The sequence below is a fragment of the Gordonia sp. C13 genome, from assembly GCF_023218005.1.
Taxonomy (GTDB): domain Bacteria; phylum Actinomycetota; class Actinomycetes; order Mycobacteriales; family Mycobacteriaceae; genus Gordonia; species Gordonia namibiensis.
The window spans coordinates 420,128-441,732 of sequence record NZ_JALPSY010000001.1; the positions used below are offsets into that span (position 1 = coordinate 420,128).

General features: G+C 67.1%; 23 protein-coding genes. 4 read left to right on the top strand and 19 right to left on the bottom strand.

The genetic code is table 11. The annotated features are described in order from the left end of the window. Positions 1-5: 5 nt before the first annotated feature. Both M1L58_RS01965 and M1L58_RS01970 read right to left on the bottom strand, forming a co-directional pair. Positions 6-770, bottom strand: coding sequence for a flavin reductase family protein (locus tag M1L58_RS01965; protein WP_308221779.1), 765 nt, complete (start codon positions 768-770; stop codon positions 6-8). Positions 771-784: 14 nt separating this feature from the next. Continuing rightward, positions 785-1,867 (bottom strand): formamidase, encoded by a 1,083-nt coding sequence (locus M1L58_RS01970; RefSeq protein ID WP_248657619.1) that lies wholly within the window; start codon positions 1,865-1,867, stop codon positions 785-787. Positions 1,868-2,089: 222 nt separating this feature from the next. On the opposite strand from M1L58_RS01970, the gene M1L58_RS01975 reads away from it, so the two are divergent. The 4 genes from M1L58_RS01975 to M1L58_RS01990 all read left to right on the top strand — a co-directional run bounded on the left by M1L58_RS01975 (position 2,090) and on the right by M1L58_RS01990 (position 7,286). After that, positions 2,090-3,094 (top strand): LacI family DNA-binding transcriptional regulator, encoded by a 1,005-nt coding sequence (locus M1L58_RS01975; RefSeq protein WP_248657620.1) that lies wholly within the window; start codon positions 2,090-2,092, stop codon positions 3,092-3,094. Positions 3,095-3,606: 512 nt separating this feature from the next. Continuing rightward, positions 3,607-5,217 (top strand): DUF222 domain-containing protein, encoded by a 1,611-nt coding sequence (locus tag M1L58_RS01980; RefSeq protein WP_248657621.1) that lies wholly within the window; start codon positions 3,607-3,609, stop codon positions 5,215-5,217. Positions 5,218-5,246: 29 nt separating this feature from the next. Continuing rightward, entirely contained in the window at positions 5,247-5,885 is a 639-nt protein-coding gene (bluB, locus tag M1L58_RS01985) for a 5,6-dimethylbenzimidazole synthase (protein ID WP_248657622.1), read from the top strand. Positions 5,886-5,984: 99 nt separating this feature from the next. After that, positions 5,985-7,286, top strand: a complete 1,302-nt coding sequence (locus M1L58_RS01990; protein ID WP_248657623.1) for a DUF4185 domain-containing protein — start codon at positions 5,985-5,987, stop codon at positions 7,284-7,286. Between the two features lie 19 nt (positions 7,287-7,305). On the opposite strand, the gene M1L58_RS01995 is transcribed toward M1L58_RS01990, so the two are convergent. The 17 genes from M1L58_RS01995 to M1L58_RS02075 all read right to left on the bottom strand — a co-directional run bounded on the left by M1L58_RS01995 (position 7,306) and on the right by M1L58_RS02075 (position 21,417). Continuing rightward, positions 7,306-7,698, bottom strand: a complete 393-nt coding sequence (locus tag M1L58_RS01995; protein WP_248657624.1) for a YraN family protein — start codon at positions 7,696-7,698, stop codon at positions 7,306-7,308. 130 nt (positions 7,699-7,828) lie between these two features. Next, on the bottom strand, positions 7,829-8,140 hold the full coding sequence (locus tag M1L58_RS02000; protein ID WP_005198978.1) for a DUF2469 domain-containing protein: 312 nt from the start codon (positions 8,138-8,140) through the stop codon (positions 7,829-7,831). Then, positions 8,137-8,823, bottom strand: coding sequence for a ribonuclease HII (locus M1L58_RS02005; RefSeq protein WP_006866820.1), 687 nt, complete (start codon positions 8,821-8,823; stop codon positions 8,137-8,139). The genes M1L58_RS02000 and M1L58_RS02005 overlap by 4 nt, the downstream gene beginning before the upstream one ends. A gap of 22 nt (positions 8,824-8,845) precedes the next feature. Then, positions 8,846-9,697: a signal peptidase I gene (gene lepB, locus M1L58_RS02010; protein WP_248657625.1), complete on the bottom strand. Its 852-nt coding sequence runs from the start codon at positions 9,695-9,697 to the stop codon at positions 8,846-8,848. Between the two features lie 18 nt (positions 9,698-9,715). Further along, entirely contained in the window at positions 9,716-10,057 is a 342-nt protein-coding gene (rplS, locus tag M1L58_RS02015) for a 50S ribosomal protein L19 (protein WP_005198975.1), read from the bottom strand. Between the two features lie 156 nt (positions 10,058-10,213). Further along, positions 10,214-11,212 carry a hypothetical protein gene (locus M1L58_RS02020; RefSeq protein ID WP_248657626.1) on the bottom strand — a complete coding sequence of 333 codons (999 nt, stop codon included), beginning with the start codon at positions 11,210-11,212 and terminating at the stop codon, positions 10,214-10,216. Continuing rightward, positions 11,209-11,544: a hypothetical protein gene (locus tag M1L58_RS02025; RefSeq protein WP_248657627.1), complete on the bottom strand. Its 336-nt coding sequence runs from the start codon at positions 11,542-11,544 to the stop codon at positions 11,209-11,211. The genes M1L58_RS02020 and M1L58_RS02025 overlap by 4 nt, the downstream gene beginning before the upstream one ends. Further along, the gene (locus M1L58_RS02030) at positions 11,541-11,894 is read right to left on the bottom strand and encodes a YbaB/EbfC family nucleoid-associated protein (protein ID WP_248657628.1); all 354 of its coding nucleotides are present in this window, start codon (positions 11,892-11,894) and stop codon (positions 11,541-11,543) included. Before M1L58_RS02030 ends, M1L58_RS02025 begins: the two co-directional genes overlap by 4 nt. Positions 11,895-11,926: 32 nt before the next feature. Next, entirely contained in the window at positions 11,927-12,646 is a 720-nt protein-coding gene (gene trmD / locus M1L58_RS02035) for a tRNA (guanosine(37)-N1)-methyltransferase TrmD (protein ID WP_154881896.1), read from the bottom strand. Then, a complete protein-coding gene (gene rimM, locus M1L58_RS02040) occupies positions 12,646-13,179 on the bottom strand; it encodes a ribosome maturation factor RimM (protein WP_248657629.1) in 534 nt (177 codons plus the stop codon). Before rimM ends, trmD begins: the two co-directional genes overlap by 1 nt. A 26-nt stretch (positions 13,180-13,205) precedes the next feature. Beyond that, complete coding sequence (locus M1L58_RS02045; RefSeq protein WP_004572301.1) at positions 13,206-13,448, bottom strand: RNA-binding protein; 243 nt, start codon at positions 13,446-13,448, stop codon at positions 13,206-13,208. Further along, entirely contained in the window at positions 13,445-13,894 is a 450-nt protein-coding gene (rpsP, locus tag M1L58_RS02050) for a 30S ribosomal protein S16 (protein WP_232719027.1), read from the bottom strand. Before rpsP ends, M1L58_RS02045 begins: the two co-directional genes overlap by 4 nt. Before the next feature lie 448 nt (positions 13,895-14,342). Then, positions 14,343-15,437 carry an amidohydrolase family protein gene (locus M1L58_RS02055; RefSeq protein WP_248657630.1) on the bottom strand — a complete coding sequence of 365 codons (1,095 nt, stop codon included), beginning with the start codon at positions 15,435-15,437 and terminating at the stop codon, positions 14,343-14,345. Positions 15,438-15,454: 17 nt separating this feature from the next. Next, positions 15,455-17,014: a signal recognition particle protein gene (gene ffh, locus M1L58_RS02060; RefSeq protein ID WP_154881893.1), complete on the bottom strand. Its 1,560-nt coding sequence runs from the start codon at positions 17,012-17,014 to the stop codon at positions 15,455-15,457. Between the two features lie 38 nt (positions 17,015-17,052). Further along, complete coding sequence (locus M1L58_RS02065) at positions 17,053-19,635, bottom strand: [protein-PII] uridylyltransferase (protein ID WP_248657631.1); 2,583 nt, start codon at positions 19,633-19,635, stop codon at positions 17,053-17,055. A gap of 58 nt (positions 19,636-19,693) precedes the next feature. Continuing rightward, complete coding sequence (locus M1L58_RS02070; RefSeq protein WP_005198965.1) at positions 19,694-20,032, bottom strand: P-II family nitrogen regulator; 339 nt, start codon at positions 20,030-20,032, stop codon at positions 19,694-19,696. A gap of 50 nt (positions 20,033-20,082) precedes the next feature. Further along, entirely contained in the window at positions 20,083-21,417 is a 1,335-nt protein-coding gene (locus M1L58_RS02075; RefSeq protein ID WP_006866809.1) for an ammonium transporter, read from the bottom strand. Positions 21,418-21,605: the final 188 nt, after the last annotated feature.

The window sequence follows — 21,605 nt, forward strand, 5'->3', positions numbered from 1 at the left end:
CCGCCTCAACGATCCGCGCCCCGCGGCTCCGACCCCTCGGCATCCTGGTGGACTCCCCCGGCGACCGCGGAGTAGTACGGACCGGCCAGACGGGCGAGCCAGAGCCCCGCGTCGGGATCGCTGTACAGACGCTCGTCGACCGCGTCCCCACGCACCGTCGCGGCCACCACACTGCCGAAGACCACGGTGTCTGTCCCGATCGGAAGTGTCTGGAGCAGAGTGCATTCCAACGACACCAGCGCGTTGGCGACTGCCTTCGGCCGAACCTTCGTCGAATCACGTTTCTCCACCGAGGCGAGCACGAACTCGTCGATGTCGGACTCGACGGTCTCATGGCTGACGGTCACCGCCCGTGCATGATCACGCGCCGGGATGTTGACGACGAACTCGCCGGTCGCCTCGATGTTGATCAGGGTGTCCTTGGCACGCCCCGGGTGCCCGATACGTTCCCCGATCGAGAACATCAACGTGGGCGGCGTCCGCGACGCGACATTGAAGAAGCTGAACGGCGCCAGGTTGTCGACTCCGTCGGTTCCGACGGTCGACACCCATGCTATCGGGCGCGGTTGAACCGCGATCGAAAGTAGTTTGTAAACCTCGGAATCGGACAGTGACTCGAGCTCGATGTCTCGCAGTTCCGAAGTTGGGGAATCCACGGGCAAAAGGCCCTCCTTCGTCGATTGGCAGATCGCAATCGCTTGTGCAATCGGTTGCAGCGACCGTATGACACAAATCTCTCTCTGTCGACCCCTGAGCCGCCAAGGGCCCACTGTTAACAGAGCCGTTACGGCGTCGGGTTCGCCGCGGGAGCGCGCAAGCCGGCCCGGGCCGTGTCCTGGTCGGACCCCGGTGCCCGTGCCGGGCCGTAGCCCTCACCGGTGCCGTCGGTCACCTCCACATCGGCTTCCCACGGCACGCGATATTCGCCCTTGACCAGGTCTTTCATGAAGGTATACGGGCAGTCCCGCGCACCCCCGGCCACCGCGGTGAAGCCTCGGTGGCCGAGTTGGTAGATGTTGTTCTCCACTCCCCATTGCCGGCGTGCGGCATCGGCGGCGGCGGGCACGATCGAGGTCGTGACGACTCGATTCGGGGTTCCGTCACCGAAGGCGATGATTGTGCCGTCGACGTCGCACACCATGGCCTGCCCCATCGAGGCGATGTGGTTGCCGTCCTCCCCCGCCAGAGCCACCGACGCGGTGAAGGAGAGATTGTGAAACGCATTGGCCTCGTTGGTGATCCGCCACGCCTGAGCCAAGGGGAATTTGTATCCGGCCGTACGCAGCAGCACATTCGCCCCCAGGTAGGACGCTTCGCGCGCCACCTCCGGGAACATCCCGTCGTGACAGATGAGAACGGCGAGCTTGGACCCGTGGGGTCCGTCGCACACCGCGATCCCCTGGTCGCCGGGCTCCCAGGGTTCCTTCGGTACCCAGGGATGTAGTTTGCGCTGGTAGAGGACGATCTCACCGCGATCGTCGACGATGATCGCGACGTTGAACGGCGCACCGGACGGGTTGGCCTCCATCACGCTGAAGCACGCCCACCGGCCGGCATCGACACACGCCTGGCGGAGCACGTCGACCTCGGGCCCGTCGATGTCCAGCATGAGCGAGTCGTCCGCCCAGGCGTCTTTGCGCAGACCGTGGAGGCTGTACTCGGGAAAGACGATCAGATCCGCATTCGAGAACGCCCCCGCGATCTCCGACACCATCGACGCGACCGAGCGCGTGACCGCCATGATGTCCTCACGAGACCGCACCCGCGGTACCTGTTGCTGCACCAGAGCCAGCGTCAGCGCCCCGGAGGGTGGGTTCAGTCCACCCAAACCCGTTCCGCCTGAATTCGTTCCGTCCGAGAATGTCATTGTGTGAGGTCACCTCGACCTGGTTGGGGACGTGGGGCGACCAGAAGCGCCCCGGAATCGACTGCTTTCGCTGCAATCGGTTGCATCTTAGCTAGAATGGGTGATCCCGGCAGCGGAACGCACCACTCCCGTGGGCCCACACGATCATCGACGGCATCTGCCAGGGATTGGAGACGAATGCGACCGACTGACTCAGTGCGCCCGCCGCGCAGTCGAAGCGCGGTGACGCTCAAGACGATCGCCACGGAGGCCGGTGTCCACGTGTCGACCGTGTCCCGCGCGCTTCGTCGGGCAGCTCAGGACGGTACCAACGCCACCCCCGGCGACATCCGCATCCTCGAGATCGCCGAGGCGTTGGGATATGTCCCCAACCCCAACGCCGCCAGCCTCACCACTCGCCGCTCCCATTCCTTCGGTGTGCTCGTCCCGCAGTTGACCGACGCCGTTCTGGCCACGGTGTACGACGCCGTCGAGGAAACCGCGAACGCCGCGGGGTACGCGACGTTCGTCGCCAACACCCGCGACGACCCGGTGGAGCAACTACGTCAGGTGTCGCTGCTGCTCGGCCGGGCCGTCGACGGCCTGATCATCGGCGATGCCCGACTGGACAACAACAACATCGAACAGATCGCCTCGCGCGGGATCGACGTCGTCCTGGTCAACCGCCGCAGCGGCGCCGCCGTGCACTCCACCAGCGACGACATTCTCGGCGGCGACATCGCCGGCAGCCACCTGATCAACCTCGGTCATCGCAAGCTCGGTGTGATCGGGGGACCGTCCTGGGTCAGCACCACGGCCGACCGCCTGTCCGGATTCCGGGCCGCCCTCTCGCGACACGGAATCCCCTTCGCCGACGAGGCCATCCGGTACGAGGGCTTCGACGCCGCCGCCGGCCGGCGCGGGATGGAGTCCCTCCTGGCGTCCGGGACCCCACCGACCGGGGTGTTCGTGATGAACGACGAGGCGGCGATCGGTGCGCTCGGCGTCCTCCGCGATCGCGAACTGACCCCCGGCGAAGATGTCTCGATCATCGGATTCAACGACATCCCCATCGCACGCGAACTCTTCATTCCGCTGACCACGGTCCGGATCTCGTTGCGCCAGATGGGCGTTCGCGCCGTCGAGTCGATGCTCACCCTGATTCACGGGCTCCCGACGTCGTCGTCGGCACAACCGCCGGAGCTCGTCGTCCGCGCCACCACCGGGCCGGCACCGCTGAGTATCTGAATCGAGCTACGGCTTGGGATCGTCGATGAACACCTTGAGCGTGCGGCCGTCGTCCTAATAGCTCACTTCGATCGAGACGTCATGTCGGGTGTAGACGCGACCGCGACCACCGGTCGTGTGATCGATGACCTCGAAGCGTGTGACTTTCTCGTACTCGGACATTCGAAAATGTTCTTGCATCGGCGCGTACTGAGTCGAGCGAATTTCAACAACGAAGTCGCGTGCGATGTCGCTCCGGCGGCGCGACATTGGCTGAGTTCGCGTCGCCAGATCAGTGTCGCGTGCGACATCAATCCGACGAATACTGTTGCTACACAATTGCGTAACGGATGAATCCTGTGGATGGGGATCAGTTCTTGTCGGTGGTCGGGTTTACATTGGTTGTCAGCAGATGAGTCGGCTGACCAGGCTGGCGCTGCAGCACTTCTGGGGGCAGGGTGTCGGGGAATCGAAGCGATCTACCGGGCGGGTATCTCGCCGGGATCGATCCTGCCCACCCCTACGACGCCGACATGAACTCACTCATGGAGGAACTGAGAGCTTCGCAGCGTCGGGAATCGTCCGAGTGGTGGAACCGGTATCGGGCGGTGCATGCCATCGCCGAACGCTGCATCGCCACGCGCAGCACTCTGGACGGCGGGATCATCATGACCGGTGAAGCCGACTGCGTCCTGCGGGTCATGCGGCAGCTCGGTATCACCCGTCGCCAGGCGGAGATCCTCGTCGACGAGACGATCTCACTGCACGAGAATCTGCCCGAAGTGCTCGACACCCTGCGCGACGGAATCACCACCCGCTGGCAGGTGCAGGTGATCGCGTCCCGCACCGCACTCGTCCCGCCCGACTCATCGATCACTCCCACCCTCGACGCCGAGATCGCCGCCACTCTCCGCAACAGAAAGGGCTCTTGGACGCGAGCCCGGCTGCGCGACATGGTCGACCGCCTGGTCTTCCGTCACGACCCAGACCTGGTCCGCGAACGCCGCAAAGAAGCGCTCGACAACCGCGGGATGCATACCCACACCCTCGACGACGGCACCGCCGAGATCACCGGAGTGATGGCCGCGGAGAACGTGCGTATCGCCGCCAAGGCCGTTCGCGTGCTGGCAGATTCGGTGTGCAAGCACGACGGCCGCACCGTCGGACAACGCAACTCCGACGCCATGTTCGCCCTGCTGACCGGCACTCTGTTCGAATGCTGCTGCGATCGTGACAACTGCACAGCCGAGGTTCCCGAACCCCGGCCGGCGGTCGCGGCGGTGCGCAGCGAGATCGTCATCCACGTCGTCACCGATGCCGCGACACTGGCCGGCGCACCCGGGATCGGCTGGATCGACGGGCACGGCGTCATCTCCGATGAGCACGTCCGCGACCTCGCCCACCGACCCGACGCCACCATCAAACCAGTGACTCCGGTCCGCACGGCACCCACACGAGTTGCGGCCGAAACGCCCTCGCCGGTAAGCAAGCACTACGAGCGTGACGCACACGACCGCGAAGCCAGACGCCCGCAACCCGCAGCCGCACCGATCGCTGAGCCGACCGCGCCGAACGGTGCCGAAGCAACGTCACCGGATGTGGTAGTCGTCTATCCCGGTTCCCAGCCGTCCGACCCGTACCGCCCGACCACCGCCTGTGCCGACTTCGTCCGCATCCGCGACGGCTACTGCACCGAACCGGGGTGCGAGCAGTCCTCTTTCACTTGCGACCTCGACCACGTCGCCGAGTTCGACCGTCAGCGCCCGACCCGCGGTGGACTCACCTCCAGTGAGAACCTCAACGCCAAATGCCGGTACGGGCACCTGCACAAAACCTTCGGCAACTGGATCGACGTCCAGTACCGCGACGACGACGGCCGTCTGGTCACCGAGTACGTCACCCCAGAGGGCTACCGCATCCGCGGCGACGCCGAAACCCTCGAAGATCTGTTCCCCAACCTGCGCCGCATCCGCTTCGAACAAGCCGCCCAAGCCCCACCCACACCACGGGTCATCACCGGCGACGACCCTCGCCCCACTCGAAACCGGCTGGCAGACAAACACGCCAGACGGCGAGCCGAACGCGCCCGTAACAAGCGGGAACGCGAACGTCAGCAGGACGAGGACGGACCCGTGCCGTTCTGATCGCACGCCCTCGCTAAGCTCGACAACCGATGTGTGACGGAATTTTCGACGACGCGTTCGTCGCCGACCTGAGCCGACTCTTCCGCTGGCGACGGGATGTCCGTCGGTTCAGTCGCGAACCGCTCGAGCCGCATCTTCTCCCCGAGCTCATCGCGGCCGCGGAGCTTTCGCCGTCCGTCGGCAACAGTCAGCCCTGGCGGTGGGTCGAGGTGCGAACCAAGGCGGCGCGAGAGGCTGTGCGGGACAGTTTCGTCCGCTGCAACGCCGAAGCGCTCGACGGTTACACCGGCGAACGCGCGCAACTGTATTCGTCACTCAAGCTCGCCGGCCTCGACGACGCACCGGTTCATCTCGCCGTCTTCTGCGAACCCGACGTCGACCAGGGCCACGGCCTGGGTCGCCACACCGTGCCGGAGACACTCGAGTACTCGGTCGTCACGGCCATCACCACCCTGTGGCTTTCCGCCCGGGCCCGCGGCGTCGGTATCGGCTGGGTGTCCATCCTCGAACCCAACGAGGTGGCCGCCGCACTCGCGGTCCCACCCACCTGGAAACTCGTGGGCTACCTCTGCATCGGTTATCCCGAACGAGAGAACGACGTCCCCGAACTCGAACGGGTCGGCTGGCAGTCGCGCACCGACTCGGAGAAGCGCCACCTCATCCGCTGACATCGGATCGTGACCGATCTCGGGGCCTTCCGTGACACAACCCTAGTAACAATAGTCACGTCCATAACTTCAGTAACACCTGTCACACGGAGGTCTTGAGTGCCCAGCCGTTTCACCAAAGGTGTCCGACTGGCGCTGGCGGGAGCCTTCGCGATCGGTACCTCCGCGATCGTCCTGACCGCCGGTACCGGCATCGCAGAAGCCGCGCCGTGCGGTAACTCCGGCGCCGGTTCGAGTCTCCTCGGAACCGGTTCGTCGGGCAGCACCAATGCCCCTGCGGCCGGGCCCCAGGGCCCGCTGCCCGTCTACAACGGGAACATCTCCAAGGTCCTCAGCTGGGTCACCGGTCCGCGCAGCAACAACGACACCTACGACCGCTTCGGCATCAGCGGCACCGACCTCGGCATCGCCTGGGACAACGGCCGCGGGCAGACGTTGATGGCGTTCGGCGACAGCTTCGGCAACTGCACCGCCGTCGGTCAGGAATGGCGGCACAATGTCCTGCTGCGGACGAACGACGACGACTTCAGCGACGGGAAGATCACCATCCCGAACGGCGTCGCCGGCGACGAGAACTCGGGGACCGTGATCCGGGGCCGGGCGAACTACGCCGAGGAACTCATTCCGTCCCTGGGCATCTCGAACATCGAGGTCACCACGATCCCCACCGCGGCGATCTCGCTCCCCCACGGCAGCGGGTTCCGGCAGTACATCAACTACATGTCGGTGCGGTCCTGGGGTACGGCCGGCAACTGGATCACCAACTACTCGGGTATCGCCCACTCCGACGACAACGGTCAGACCTGGGTCAGCGACCCCGACACCATCCTCATCAACGCTCCGATCGACCTCGAGCTACCCGGCAACCTGCGCGCGATCGACGTCAACAACGGCAAGTTCCAGCAGAACGCATACATGCGTGGACGGCCGGGCACCGATGAAGAGGACTACATCTACCAGTTCGGTACGCCCAACGGCCGTTTCGGCGCTGCATTCCTGGCGCGGTTCAAACCGGAGGACATCCTCGACCTCGGTAAGTACCAGTACTGGTCCGGCGAGCGCATCGGATGGGTCGACAGCATCAGCGACATCCACGACACCGAGGGCGTCGTCGTCCGTCAGCCGGTCAGCGAACTCTCCGTGGCGTGGAGCCCGTACCTGAAGAAATACATCATGCTCGACGGCGACAACGGCATCAAACTCCGTACCGCGGACCATCCCGAAGGCCCGTGGAGCTCGCCGCGCAACATCGTGGCCCCCGGCAACCCGGTGGTCTACGGGCCGATGATGCTGCCGACCTCGCCGGCACTGACCGGCACCGGAAAAGAGTTGTACTTCAACGCCTCACGCTGGAGCGACTACAACGTGATGCTCATCCGCTCCGACCTCGGCAAGCTGTAGACGCCCGGCCGACGACTACTCACTCGTGGACTCCGCGGTGGTGCCTGACGTGCGCCGCTGCGGGGTCGTCCGGGGTGTGGCCGTCCAACTGCACGCTGATGACATCGAACCGGATTTGTGGCCAGCCTCGTTCCTGGCCCGCGAGCCAGATACCGGCCAGCCGACGCATCCGGGCCAGCTTGCCCGGGGTCACGGCCATCACGGCATCGTCGAAGGTGCGGCTGGCACGTGTCTTCACCTCGACGACCACCAGCGCCGGACCGGCCGGGCCACGGGGGTCGACGGCGATCAGGTCGAGCTCGCCATATCGGTTGCGCCAGTTGCGTTCCAGCACCACCCACCCCAGTGAACCGACGAACTCGGCGGCGATGTCCTCCCCCAGCTTGCCCACGTGCGCACGACGGTTGCTCATGCTCTGAAGGGTCCCCGAACACGACTCGGCCGCGGCGGGAGTACACCCGCCGCGGCCGAATCTGTGGAGAACTACCGACTCACCAACATGGTGTCGTCGACGTCTCGGGGCACGTTCACCCCAGGAGTGTTCAGGGCTCGTCGGGAAGCCGGAGTTCCGGCTTCTCGAGCTCCTCGATGTTGACGTCCTTGAAGGTGATGACGCGAACCTGCTTGACGAAGCGGGCCGGCCGGTACATGTCCCAGACCCAGGCGTCGCTCATCCGGAGTTCGAAGTACACCTCGCCGTCGGTGTTGCGGGGAATCATCTCGACCGCGTTGGCAAGGTAGAAGCGCCGCTCGGTCTCCACCACGTAGGTGAACTGACCGACAATGTCCTTGTACTCGCGGTACAGAGAGAGTTCCATCTCGGTTTCGTACTTCTCGAGATCCTCAGCACTCATCCTGTAAGCCTATCCCTGTTGTCGTTTGCACTGGAGACCACTCGTGCCGCGACGTTCCGGTACGACATGCGGTGTTGTGGTGACGGTCCCGCCGCATCGATGCGGGACATGTGAAGAGCTGTGCTGTATCCCTTGTGGATCGCGAAATCGTACCCGGGCAGGTCGGCGTCCATCGCGACCATGATCCGATCCCTTGTCACCTTCGCGATGATGCTCGCGGCCGCGATGCAGGCCGCGGCCCCGTCTCCCCCGATCACCGGCAGCGACGGCGCGGTCAGGCCGGGGACCACGAACCCGTCGGACAGCACGTATCCGGGAGTCACGTCGAGTGCCGCGACGGCCCGGCGCATGCCCTCGATGTTCGCGACGTGGATGCCGATCCGGTCGATCTCCGCGGCGTCGATGATCACCGCGCTCCACGCGTGTGCGTACCGGGTCACCGATCGGTACAGCGTCTCGCGGGTCTTCTCGGTGAGCCGCTTGGAGTCGTCGAGGTCGGCGAGCGAGGCCAGCTGCGTCGGTTTCAGCACGCATGCCGCCACCACCAGCGGCCCGGCGCACGCGCCGCGACCGGCCTCGTCGACCCCGGCGACAGGACCGAGGCCCTGCCGGTAGAGCGCGAATTCGAAGGTCCGTAGTCCGGCTGCACGACGGACGGGCGAACGCGGTGGCCAGCGGCTCATGGTGTGCGCAATCCCCACATGGTCATTGCTGGGGATCGATCGAACCGACACCACCGATCCGCGAGAAGGGATAGATGATGGTCCGGACCTTGCCGCGGATATCGCTGACCGGGACGGTGCCCTGGTACTGGTCGTCGACGTGGTAGCGCGAGTCCTGTGAGTTGAGGCGGTTGTCGCCCATCACCCACACATTGCCCTCGGGAACCTTGATCGGACCGAAGTCCGGGCCCAGACACGGCGGCAGCTTGTCGCTCACACCGGAATCGGGTCCGTAGGCCGCGAGGGTTTCGCGCTGCAACTCCATGTTGATGTACGGCTCGCGCAGCGGCTTGCCGTCGACCTTCACGCCGACACCCTCGTCGTTGCGACACTCGATGGTCTGTCCGCCGGTCGCGATCACACGCTTGACGAGATTGTTCTCGTCGGGCGGGGCGAAACCGAACCACGACAGCGCATCCTGCGCCTTGTGCACAACCGGATTCGTCGAGCGCGGCGACACCCAGGCGCCGTTCCACGACTCCGACGGGCCCTTGAAGACCACGACGTCACCGGGCTCCGGATCACCGAAACGGTAGACCAGCTTGTCGATCACGATGCGATCGTTGGTGCACCCGTCGCAACCGATCAGAGTCGACTCCATCGACTCCGAGGGGATGACGTACTGCCGACCGATGAAGGTCTGCAGCACCCAGGTGAGGAGCAGGACGCACCCCACGATGATCACGACCTCGCGCAAGAGCGAGCCGGAGCCCGACTTGCTCTTGGCGTCGGCGGTCTCGTCCGGATCGGACTTCAACCGCCAGGGACGCTTCTCACCGTCGTTGCCTTCGGTGTCAAGGTCGCGATCGTCGCTGGGTCGCTGTGTGTCGGCCACCTCGTCAGGGTAGACGCGTCAGCGCTTTTCCTTGATCTTTGCGGCCTTGCCACGCAGATCGCGCAGGTAGTAAAGCTTGGCGCGACGGACGTCACCGCGGGTGAGGACGTCGATCTTGGCGATGTTCGGGCTGTGCACCGGGAAGGTGCGCTCAACGCCGACGCCGAAGGACACCTTGCGGACGGTGAAGGTCTCGCGGACGCCGCCACCCTGGCGACGGATCACGACACCCTTGAACACCTGGACGCGTTCCTTGCTGCCCTCGATGACCTTGACGTGGACGTCGAGGGTGTCGCCGGGGCCGAACTCCGGGACATCGTCGCGAAGGGACTGCTTGTCGAGGAAGTCGAGCGTGTTCATTGATTGGGTCCTATTCTGGCGTGAACGTTGAGCAGAGGAACCTGGCGGGCCGTACGGCTTCGAACCGGTTCATACTCCGAGTCGTCGGTGCCCGTCACACGGGACAGGCAACCCGACTATTGTGCCAGAGACACCCCGGTCCGACGAAATCCCCGGTCAGCGCGACGAACCGGGTGCCATCGCGACCACGCCGGCGGCCTGCAGCGCCGCCACCGTCGCCGAATCCATCGGCGTGGCGGCGGCGACGGCCGTGGGGGTGATCCCCGAACTCGTCATGTGTTCGACGATCGCGAGTTCGGGCGCCCGCCCGTTCGCGGTCAACGCCTCGTCGTCGGCGAGTTCGAGCCCCGCGCGCTGGTAGGGCTGCGGATCGTTGGTCCCGACGACCACCACGCGACGCCCGCGGGCCCCGACACCGACACCGACCGCGGTCCGGAACCAGCCCGCGATGGTCGTCGGCACCGTCGACTGCACGGCGTCGGCGCGGCGTCTCAGCCAGGTCAGGTCTCCCCCGGTGGTGTCCCGGTCGGTGCGCGAGGCAGCACCCACGGCGGCACCGAACCCGGCGGCGGCCGCTCCGGCCGCGCCCATTGCACCCATCGGGGCGAACGGCATCATCCCGCTGGTCGCCGCGGGCGGGGTCCCGCCGGCGGATTGCCCGGCGTCCTCCGACCGTTGCGTGTAGTCGTCACCGGCAGCCGTCAGGGCCAGACGACCGGCACTTGCCGCACTCACCCGCCACGAGTCGTCCCCGACCTCGGCGAAGACCTCCGCCCGCTGCCGGTCACGGTCGGCGACGAGGGCGATCGTCGTCATCTGCTGTTCGGTCTCCACGACGACGTCGGCATAGGTGTCCAACGACGCCGCCATCGCGCGGAGCCGTTCGGCGACATGCGGCAGCGACTGCGGCCCGGTGCCGGTGACCCGGCCGAGCCCGTCGACCAGAGCGTCGGCGAACTCCCCCTCGACGGCCGCGCCGCCGCCGGCCGGTGAGGAGTACGCGGCGGTTGCCGAGACGACCACGTCGGTGACCCGCTCCACGCTTTCGGCGAGGGCCCGTGCGCGTCGTGCCGCCTCCCGGAGCGACGTCGGATCCGCACCCGGCCACACGCCCGGTGCCAGTTCGTCCGCGATGTGTCGGGACGCCGAGTTCACCGGGGATCACCGGGTTCGAAGGCGGCCGCGGCGTCGGCATCGGCGGAGGCGAGCGACTCGACACCGGTGGTGAGTGCCCGCCGATGCTCGGCGAGACGCGCGACCGCGGAACAGAGCAGGTCGCTCGCGTCGGCGCTCGCGGGACCGAAACCGCGACGGAAGGCCATGGCGCCCTCCCCGACCCCGACCGCGGTGTCGATGTCGGCGAGCAGTTCGACGAGTTCGGAATGCACGGTGCCCAGCCGCGACTCGGCATTGGCCAGCCGGGCGGACAAATCCGCCGCGGTACCCACGTCCGCGGCCACCCGGTTTCGGCGTCCTCCGGCCGTCATCCGGTAGTCCGGGCGGTGTCGAGACGGGCAGGGTCGAGACGCGCGTCGGCGTAGTCCAACCCCGAACCCGTTGCCGCAACGAGAAGTTCGGCGCGCCGCGAAGTCAGCGCATGGTCCGCTTCGGCGATCAGGGTGGTCAGGAGTTCGGAGAGCTGGTCGGCACGGTAGCGACGCAAGGCGGTGGGATCGATCGAGATGTCGACGGCGAGACCGCGTGCGTTGACGGTGACGGCGACGAGCCGATCGCGGCTGACCGCCCGGGAGGTCAGCTCCGACAACGCGGCACGGGTCTGCGCGAGTTCGGCACGCTGACGGTCGAGTTCCTCGACCATGGCCTCATAGCCCTGCATAACACCCCCGTGTGCTCGAGTTGTGCCGAATCCTAGCGGGGATCCGACTCCGGGTCTTCGTGGGGATTCACAGGGCCGGCGAGGAGGTCCGGCCGGCGGGCGCGGGTCCGTTCGAGCGCCTGCTCGTGTCGCCATCGCGCGACCTTCGCATGATCGCCGCTGAGGAGCACCGGCGGGACGTCGAGTCCTCGCCAGCTCACCGGACGCGTGTAACTCGGCCCTTCGAGGAGCCCGTCGGAGAACGAATCCTCTTGGTGCGAGCGAGGATTCCCGAGAACACCGTCGATCAGCCGGACGGTTGCCTCGATCATCGCCATGACCGCGACCTCGCCGCCGATGAGGACGAAGTCGCCGAGGGAGACCTCTTCGACGCGTACCCGACGGGCCGCGTCGTCGAAGACACGCTGGTCGATGCCCTCGTAGCGTCCGCAGGCGAAGACGAGATGTTTCTCCGTGCTCCACCGCTGGGCGGTCGCCTGCGTGAACGGCACACCGGCCGGGGTCGGGACGACGAGAAGCGCGTCGTCGGGGCAGACGTCGTCGAGACACGGCCCCCACACGTCGGGTTTCATGACCATGCCGGGTCCGCCGCCGTACGGCGAGTCGTCGACGCTGCGATGCACATCGTGTGTCCAGTTCCGCAGGTCGTGGACGTCGACACTGATCCGGCCGGCGTCGATCGCCTTGCCCAGCAACGCAACCCGGAGCGGGTCGAGATATTCGGGGAAGATCGAGACGATGTCGAGGCGCATCACTTCGCGCCGTCGGCCGAGTCCGGATCGAGGAGGCCCTCGGGCGGGTCGACGACGATGAGTTCGCGGGTCACCGTCGGCACGATTTCCCGCACGAACGGAATCAAGACCTCACGCTTGTCGGGGGTGCGCACCGACAGCAGTTCGCCGCCGGGCATGTGCAGCACCGATTCGACGACACCTACCTCGGTGCCGTCGGCGGTTTGGACCGGGACGCCTTCGAGTTCGTGGTCGTAGAACTCGTCCGGGTCGTCCGACGGCTCGACATCCGAGGAGTCGATGAGGAACAGGGTGCCGCGCAGGGCGTCGGCCGCATCGCGACTGGCGACGCCCTCGAGAGACACCAACAGCCGCCCGGAATGTTCCCGGGCGGCTGTCACGGTGAATCCACGTTCTCCGCCACCGCGCGGCAGTCGGCCGCGCAGCACCGAGCCGCGAGCGAAACGCAGTTCGGGCTCGTCGGTTCGGACGTCGACGACGAGTTCGCCACGAATGCCGTGCGACTTCACGACGCGTCCGACGACGAGATCCACGATGCGTTCGTCCTGCGAGTCGGCCGTCAGCGGTCGGTGTCGACGATGTCGACACGCATGCCGCGTCCGCCGATACCGGAGACGAGGGTGCGCAGGGCGGTGGCCGTACGACCGTTGCGGCCGATGACCTTACCCAGATCGTCGGGGTTCACGTGGACCTCGACCAGGCGTCCACGACGACCGGTGACGAGGTCGACCCGGACGTCGTCCGGGTTGGAGACGATTCCGCGGACGAGATGCTCGACCGCGTCGGCGACGACAGCGCTCACGCGTCACCCTCGGCGGCGGGGGCCTCGGCGGCAGCTTCTGCCGGGGCCTCGTCCTTCTTGGCGGCCTTCTTCTTCGGGGTGGTGGCCGCGGCGACCGGCTCGTTCTCGGCGGCGGCGAGCGCAGCGTTGAACAGGTCGAGCTTGGACGGCTTCGCCTCGGCGGTCTTCAGGGTGCCCTCGGCGCCCGGCAGGCCCTTGAACTTCTGCCAATCACCGGTGACCTTGAGGATCGCGGCAACGGGCTCGGTCGGCTGTGCGCCGACACCCAGCCAGTACTGGGCGCGCTCGGAGTCGACCTCGATCAGCGAGGGCTCTTCCTTCGGGTGGTACTTGCCGATGGTCTCGATCACCCGGCCGTTGCGGCGGGTCCGAGCGTCGGCGACGACGATGCGGTACTGCGGGTTGCGGATCTTGCCGAGCCGCGTGAGCTTGATCTTGACAGCCATGTCTTCTTCTACTTTCGTGTGGTCACTGCGCAATTCTGCGATCCACCCGGAATGGTGGACCCGGTTTTGCGTCTGTTTCGGTGTGACCGTCGGGCGGCCGTGACCGTATCCGACGAACCGTCGAGCCATTCTGCCAGAACAGAGGCCCCGGGAAGAAATCCGTCAGGTCGGCCGGACGGAGTCCGGCGAATGTTGCCGGAAAAGAAACCGGCATGTGGTTGTCCACCCCGCGAGAACAACCACATGCCGTACGTCGCAAACGCCACTTGCCTACCGATTGATCGGCCCCCAGGCTTGCGCGACCCCCACCGAAACCCCGTTTCCACCCCCGGTTTCGGCGGGGTCTGCACTGTGCTGTTCGGTTCGTCCCCTTACGAACCTGTGCAACGCGGTTGCTACCTTACGCGGCAGTAGGTAAGCGCAACCAGCGGTCGCCTTGTGGTGTTGCTCACAAAATGTTTTGGCCCGAGGACACCACTGCGAGCGGGTGACGCAGGACGCCCAGGTCATTGCAGGGGTTCTCCCGGTAGACCACGAAGTCGGCGCGGTCGCCGTCGGCGAGAAGGTCGGCGCCGAGCCACTGCCGAGGTTGCACGGAGGCTGCAGCGATCGCCCCGGCGTTGCCCAGACCGACCTGCGAGAGGGCCTCGATCTCGTCGACGATGCGCCCGTGCTCGACGAATCCGCCGGCGTCGGTACCGGCGAAGATCGCCACGCCGGCCTCGCGGGCGGATGCGAAGACCTTCGGTGCGTCGGCGTGCAACTTGCGCATGTGGGCGGCATAGGTCGGGAACCGCTCGGCGCCGTCGGCGATGCCCGGGAAGTTCTCCACCTGGATCATCGTGGGCACCAACGCGATCGAGCTGTCGACGAGTTGATCGATCAGATCGGCGGTGAGCCCGGTGCCGTGTTCGATGCAGTCCACACCGGCCCCGATGAGGTCGACCAGGGCGTCGGTACCGAAGACGTGGGCGGTGATCCTTGCGCCGTGTTCGTGCGCGACGGCGACCGCGGCCTCGATCTGGTCTCGTGTCCACAGAGGCGCGAGGTCGCCGACCTCGCGATCGATCCAGTCCCCCACGATCTTCACCCAGCCGTCACCGGCCTGCGCCTGGCGCGCCACCTCGGCGGCCAGTTTGTCGGGGTCGTCGAGGTCGACACCGTAGTCGCGCAGATAGCGCTTGGGCCGGGCGATGTGCTTGCCCGAACGGATGAACCGCGGACATGCGGGGTCGTCGTCGAGCGGGTGGGTGTCGAGCGGCGACCCGACCTCACGGATCAGCAGAGTCCCCGTCCGGGCGTCGGCGTACGCGTAACCGCGGGCCTGTTCGATGTCGACGCCGAGCCCGGGCGCGATGCCCACGTGGTTGTGGGCGTCGACGAGCCCCGGCAGGATCCAGCCGGCGTCGACGACGGTCTCGGCGTCAGCGACAGACGTGTGGCTGATGGTCTCACCGGACACCCAGAACTCGATCGGCTCGCCGGTGAGCGGGTCGGCGCCCCGGTAGTGGCGGGCGGTGACATCCGGTGCTGGGCCATCCATCGCCGGGCCACCCATCGCTACTTCTTCTTCTTGGGCTGGAACTGGGAGACGTCGATGCCCTCGAGACCCGGCGGCAGCTGGTCGAGTCCGGCGGGCATGTTGGACAGGTCCGGGAAGCCGGCGGGCATGCCACCGGGCATCCCCGGGAAGCCCCCGCGCACCTTCGGCGGCGTGGGACCGCGTCCCTTGCCCTTCTTCCCCTTCTTGCCCTTGCGGTTGGACTTCCGGTTCATCCCGCCCATGCCCATGCGACCCGACATCTGGGCCATCATCTTGCGGGCCTCGAAGAAGCGGTCGACGAGCTGGTTGACCTCGCTGACGGTCACGCCGGAGCCGTTGGCGATACGCAGCCGGCGCGAGGCATTGATGATCTTCGGGTTGTCCCGCTCGGCAGGGGTCATGCCACGGATGATCGCCTGGACCCGGTCGAGCTGCTTGTCGTCGACCTGCGACAGCGCGTCCTTCATCTGGCCGGCGCCGGGGAGCATGCCCAGGATGTTGCCGATGGGGCCCATCTTGCGGATCATCAGCATCTGCTCGAGGAAATCCTCGAGGGTCAGCTCGCCCTGCGTGATCTTGGCCGCGGCGGCCTCGGCCTGCTCGGCGTCCCAGTGCTGCTCGGCCTGCTCGATGAGGCTGAGCACGTCGCCCATGCCGAGGATGCGGCTGGCCATGCGGTCGGGGTGGAAGACGTCGAAGTCCTCGAGCTTCTCACCGGAGGACGCGAACATGATCGGCTGACCGGTGACCTCGCGCACCGACAGTGCGGCACCGCCGCGGGCGTCGCCGTCGAGCTTGGTCAGCACGACGCCGGTAAAGCCCACGCCGTCGGCGAAGGCCTCGGCGGTGGAGACCGCGTCCTGACCGATCATCGCGTCGACGACGAACAGCACCTCGTCGGGCGTGGTCGCATCGCGGATGTCGGAGGCCTGCTTCATCAGCTCGGAGTCGATACCCAGGCGGCCGGCGGTGTCGATGACGACGACGTCGTAGTGCTTGGTCTTCGCCTCCTCGACACCTGCGCGGGCGACCGAGACCGGGTCGCCGGAGGTGACGCCGAGTGCTCCCTCCCCACCGACGCTGGTGCCCGGGTGCGGGGCGAAGACCGGTACGCCGGCCCGCTCGCCGACGATCTGCAGCTGCGAGACCGCGCCCGGACGCTGGAGGTCACAGGCCACCAGCAGCGGCGTGTGCCCCTGCTGCTTGAGCCAGTTACCGAGCTTGCCGGCGAGTGTCGTCTTACCGGCACCCTGCAGACCGGCCAGCATGATGACCGTGGGCGGGTTCTTCGCGAACCGCACCCGGCGGGTCTCGCCGCCGAGGATGCCGATGAGTTCCTCGTTGACGATCTTGACGACCGTCTGGGCCGGGTTCAGGGCCGCGGAGACCTCCGCACCCTTCGCCCGTTCCTTGATCCGCGCGATGAAGGCGCGCACCACCGGCAGCGAGACATCGGCCTCGAGCAGGGCGAGCCGGATCTCACGGCAGGTGCGGTCGATGTCGGCATCGGAGAGCCGCCCCTTGCCGCGGAGGTCCTTCAGGGCACCGGTCAACCGGTCGGAGAGGGAATCGAACATGGGTCCCATCCTTCCATGTGGTTCCCCGGTCATTCCATTTAGGAGATCGGCACTCCGGACCGTCCCGTCCCGCCGGGCGTCTGCGGCCCGTCCTCCTCGTCACGCTTGGGCTGCGGCGGCGGGCACACCGCGATGATCGCGGCGCTGAGCGCTGCACGCATCTCCTCGGTGTCCTCTGCCAGTCGCAGGCTGAAGATGTCGACGACGGTCGCACCCAGGGTCGAGACCTTCGCCCACCGGATGTCGGCGCCGTTCCTCTCCAGGACCGAGCTCACCCGGCTCAACAGCCCGATCCGGTCGTCGGACCGGACCTCGAGCAGCACCGCACCCTCGGCGGCGTCGGGCTCCGGGGCATCGAGCCAGGTCACCCGCGGCGGCGCGACCGCGAACAGTGCGGGCACGGCGTTCTTCGGGTGACCCGCCCCGTCGACGTCGGGATCGGTGCTGCCGGCACTCGCCCCGAGGCTCACCACCGTCCCGGGCAGGGTGCTGACCGAGGCGATCGTCGGTATCGGCGAGTCCCGCTCGCGCGCATCGAGGCGCGCGAGGACGTCGATCTTGCCGTTCACCGAGGCGATGAGCTGCTGGCGGAGCAGACCCGCGTCGGGCGGACTGCCGAACATCGGCACGACGATGAAGGAGTTGATCGCCTTGCCGTCGTGGCTCTGGGCGCAGGCCTTGTGCGAGCGCAGACCGCCGAGCGCGAGCACCCCGGCCATCTTCGACAGCAGTCCGGGCTGATCCGGCGCCACCATCGTGACGTCGTAGGTGTGCTGCCCGTCGGCGCGCACCAGCCGGACCGCGAAGTCCCCCTCGGCGGCGATCGCCAACTGCTCGGGGGTCAACGGCTCGGGCACGGCCGGTGGGACGCCGTCGATGTGGCGCATGGACCGCCGGACGAGCTCACCGATGAGTGAGGCCTTCCACTCCCCCCACACGCCGGGTCCGGTCGCCCGCGAATCCGCTTCGGCCAGTGCCGCAAGGAGTTCCAGCAGCACCCGGTTGTGACCCAGTGTGGTCGCGACGAATTCGGCGGTGGCCGGGTCGTCGAGGTCGCGGCGCGTCGCGACCTGCGGCAGCAGGAGGTGATGCCGCACCATGTCGGACAGGATCGTCACGTCCTGCGGCCACAGACCGAACCGGTTGCCGATCTGGACCGCGAGTTCGGCGCCGACGATGCTGTGGTCGGCTCCCCGCCCCTTGCCGAGGTCGTGGATGAGCGCTCCGAGGACGAGGAGATCGGGCCGCGAGACCCGCGTCGTCATCGAGCTCGCGTAGGCCGCGGTCTCCACGAGGTGACGATCGACGGTCCAGGTGTGGATCGCATCGCGCGGCGGGAGGTCGCGCACCGCACCCCATTCCGGCAGCAGCCGACCCCAGAGCCCGGTGCGGTCGAGCGCCTCGATCGGGTCGACCATGTGGTGGCCCGAGCTGAGCAGGACCAGCAGGTCGCTGCGCGCCTCGGCCGGCCACGGCTCCCGCAGCTCCGGTGCGTAGTCGGCCAGTCGGCTCAGGGTCGATGCGCTGATCGGCAGGCCCGTCCGCGCCGAGGCGGCGGCCACGCGGAGGATGAGTCCGGGGTCCTTGCTCGGAATCGCGTTGCGCGCCAACACGATCTCACCACTGTGCTCGACCACGCCCTCGTCGAGCGGACGACGCAGCGGGGAACGGCGCAGCTTGGCCAGCCCACGCCGTGGGAGGGCGTTGCCCGCGGTCCGCAGACCGACATCGATGGAATAGCTGATGGTTCGGGCGGAGTCGCTGATGACGCGCGCCAGGTCGAACCGGTCCCCGATCCGCAGTGCGGCGCCGATCTCGTCGGCGTCCTGGGCGCGCACCTGCTCGCGGGGACGGCCGGCCGTGCGGTGCAGCTCGGTACGGATGTCGAGCAGTCGCTGGTAGGCGACCTGTGGCCCGGCGCCGGGCGAATCCGGTCGGAGGCTGGCCATCCCGTCGGTCAGCTGGGCGATCGCCAGGGCACCGAGGAGTTGTACGTCCCGTAGACCTCCCCGACCGTTCTTCAGATCGGGTTCGGCGCGGTGCGCGATGTCGCCGGCGCGTCGCCAGCGGTCCTGCGCGTGGGCGACCACGTCGGGGAAACGATTTCGGATGTCGTTGCGCCACTGCTGGCGTACGCCGCCGATCAGCAGGCTCGACAGGTCCTCGTCGCCGGCGATGTGGCGGGCCTCGAGAAGGCCCAGGGCTGCGGTCACGTCGTCGCCGGCGACCTGCAATGCCTGCGGTACGGTCCGGACGCTGTGATCGAGGGGAATGTTGGCGTCCCACAACGGGTACCAGAGCCCGTCGGCGACCTCGGACACCCGCTCGACGGGCATGTCGTCGTGCAGCAGGATCAGGTCGAGGTCGGAGTACGGCAGCAGTTCGCCGCGCCCCAGACCGCCGACCGCGACGATCGCGAATCCGCTGTGGGGCTTGATGCCGAGTTCGGCGCCCTTGCTGGTCAGCCAGAACTCGTGCAGGTCGACGAGCACCTGGCGGAGCGCCGGTGCGTCGAGTTTCCCGTTCCGGCTCGACTCGGTGAGCTGCCGGCGGGTCTTGGCCAGGTCGGTGGCGGCTACGGGAGGCTCCTCGGTCTCGGGGGTTGAACGGTGCGGCCCCACGCCCGACTCATCGTCGAACGCGGGGCCGCGCTGGGGTTCAGAAAGGGCACGAGCTCACTTACAGAGCGTCGCCGCCGCGCTCGCCGGTGCGGACACGCACCACCGACTCGACCGGCGAAACCCACACCTTGCCGTCACCGATCTTGCCGGTACGGGCGGCCTCGACGATCACGTCGACGACCTTGTCCACGGCCGAGTCGTCCACGACGACCTCGACGCGGACCTTGGGCACGAAGTCGACCGAGTACTCGGCGCCGCGGTAGACCTCGGTGTGGCCCTTCTGGCGTCCGTAACCCTGGACCTCGCTGACGGTCATGCCCAGGATTCCCGCCTGCTCCAGGCCGGCCTTGACGTCCTCGAGCGTGAACGGCTTGACGATTGCAGTGATCAGCTTCATTTGTTATCCCTCTCCACGGGTGTCAGCGTAGTAGCGATTTGGCTCGAGCGTCATGCCAGCTCGTAGGCAGTCTCAGCGTGTTCTGCCTCGTCGATGCCGCTCTTCTCGTCCTCATCGCTGACGCGCCAGCCGAGCGGCTTGAGGGCGAAGGCGATGATCGCGGTCAGGACACCGGTGAACACGAGGGCGAACAGCGCGATCACGACCTGCACGACGAGCTGCTTGTAGTCGCCGCCCCAGAAGAGGCCGACGTCCTTGGCCAGGAAGCCGATTCCGACGGTGCCCCAGAGGCCGGCGACCAGGTGGACGCCGACGACGTCGAGCGAGTCGTCGTAGCCGAACTTGTTCTTCATGCCGATGGCGAGGGCAGCCAGGGCACCGGCGATGACACCCAGGATCAGCGAGCCGACCGGGGTCAGCGCACCACAGGCCGGGGTTATCGCGACCAGGCCGGCCACGATGCCCGAGGCGGCGCCGACGCTGGTGGCGTGCTTGTCGCGGATGAGCTCGACTGCGAGCCAGCCGATCATCGCGGCAGCGGTGGCAGCGGTGGTGTTGACCCAGACCAGACCGGTGACGGCGTCGGCCGCGAGCTCGGAACCGGCGTTGAAGCCGAACCAACCGAACCACAGGAGCGCGGCGCCGAGCATGACGAACGGGATGTTGTGCGGACGGTAGGCGGTGCGGCCGAATCCGGCACGGGCGCCGACGACCAGTGCCAGGACCAGAGCTGCCATACCTGCGTTGATGTGGACCACGGTGCCGCCGGCGAAGTCGATCGGTGCGACGTTGGCCTCACCGTCGGTGCTGCCGAACATCCACGACGCGAAGCCGTTCTCGGCGCCCGACATGATGCCGCCGCCCCAGACCATGTGGGAGAGCGGGAAGTACACGATGGTCGCCCAGATGACGGTGAAGACCGTCCAGGTGGCGAACTTGACGCGCTCGGCGAGCGCGCCCGAGATGAGGGCCACGGTGATCACCGCGAACGTGAGCTGGAAGCCCATGAACACGAAGGACGGGATCGTCATGCCGCCGGTCACGACCAGCTCGGTGTCGTCCGGGCCGGGGATCACGTCGGCCAGCTGGCCGGACCCGAAGAGCGCGAACGGATTCGAGAACAGGCCGGCGATGTCGTCATCCCCGGTGATGCCGTTGCCGAAAGCCATCGAGAAGCCCCAGAGGACGTACACGACGCTGACGGTGGCCAGCGAGATGAAGGACATCATCATCATGTTGAGGACGGACTTGCCTCGAGCGAGTCCGCCGTAGAAGAACGCGAGTCCGGGTGTCATCAACAGCACCAACGCGGCGCTCGTGACGATCCACGCGGTGTCGCCGGTGTCGAATGCGCCGAACGCTTCTTCTGGCAGCGCCAAAACCACTGTAGAAACCTCCTCAGGATGCGCCGACGGCTCGGCGCCTCCAAAGAGACTGTCGGCACTCGGTTTCAGCAGTGGTGCCTTCACGTTTCAGGCACGTAACCCGATGAGCGATTTATATTTCACTCAGGTAAATCGCGAGGACGCTTCTGAGGGCCGTCTCAGATTCGTCCGAGCACTTCTAGCCCGCG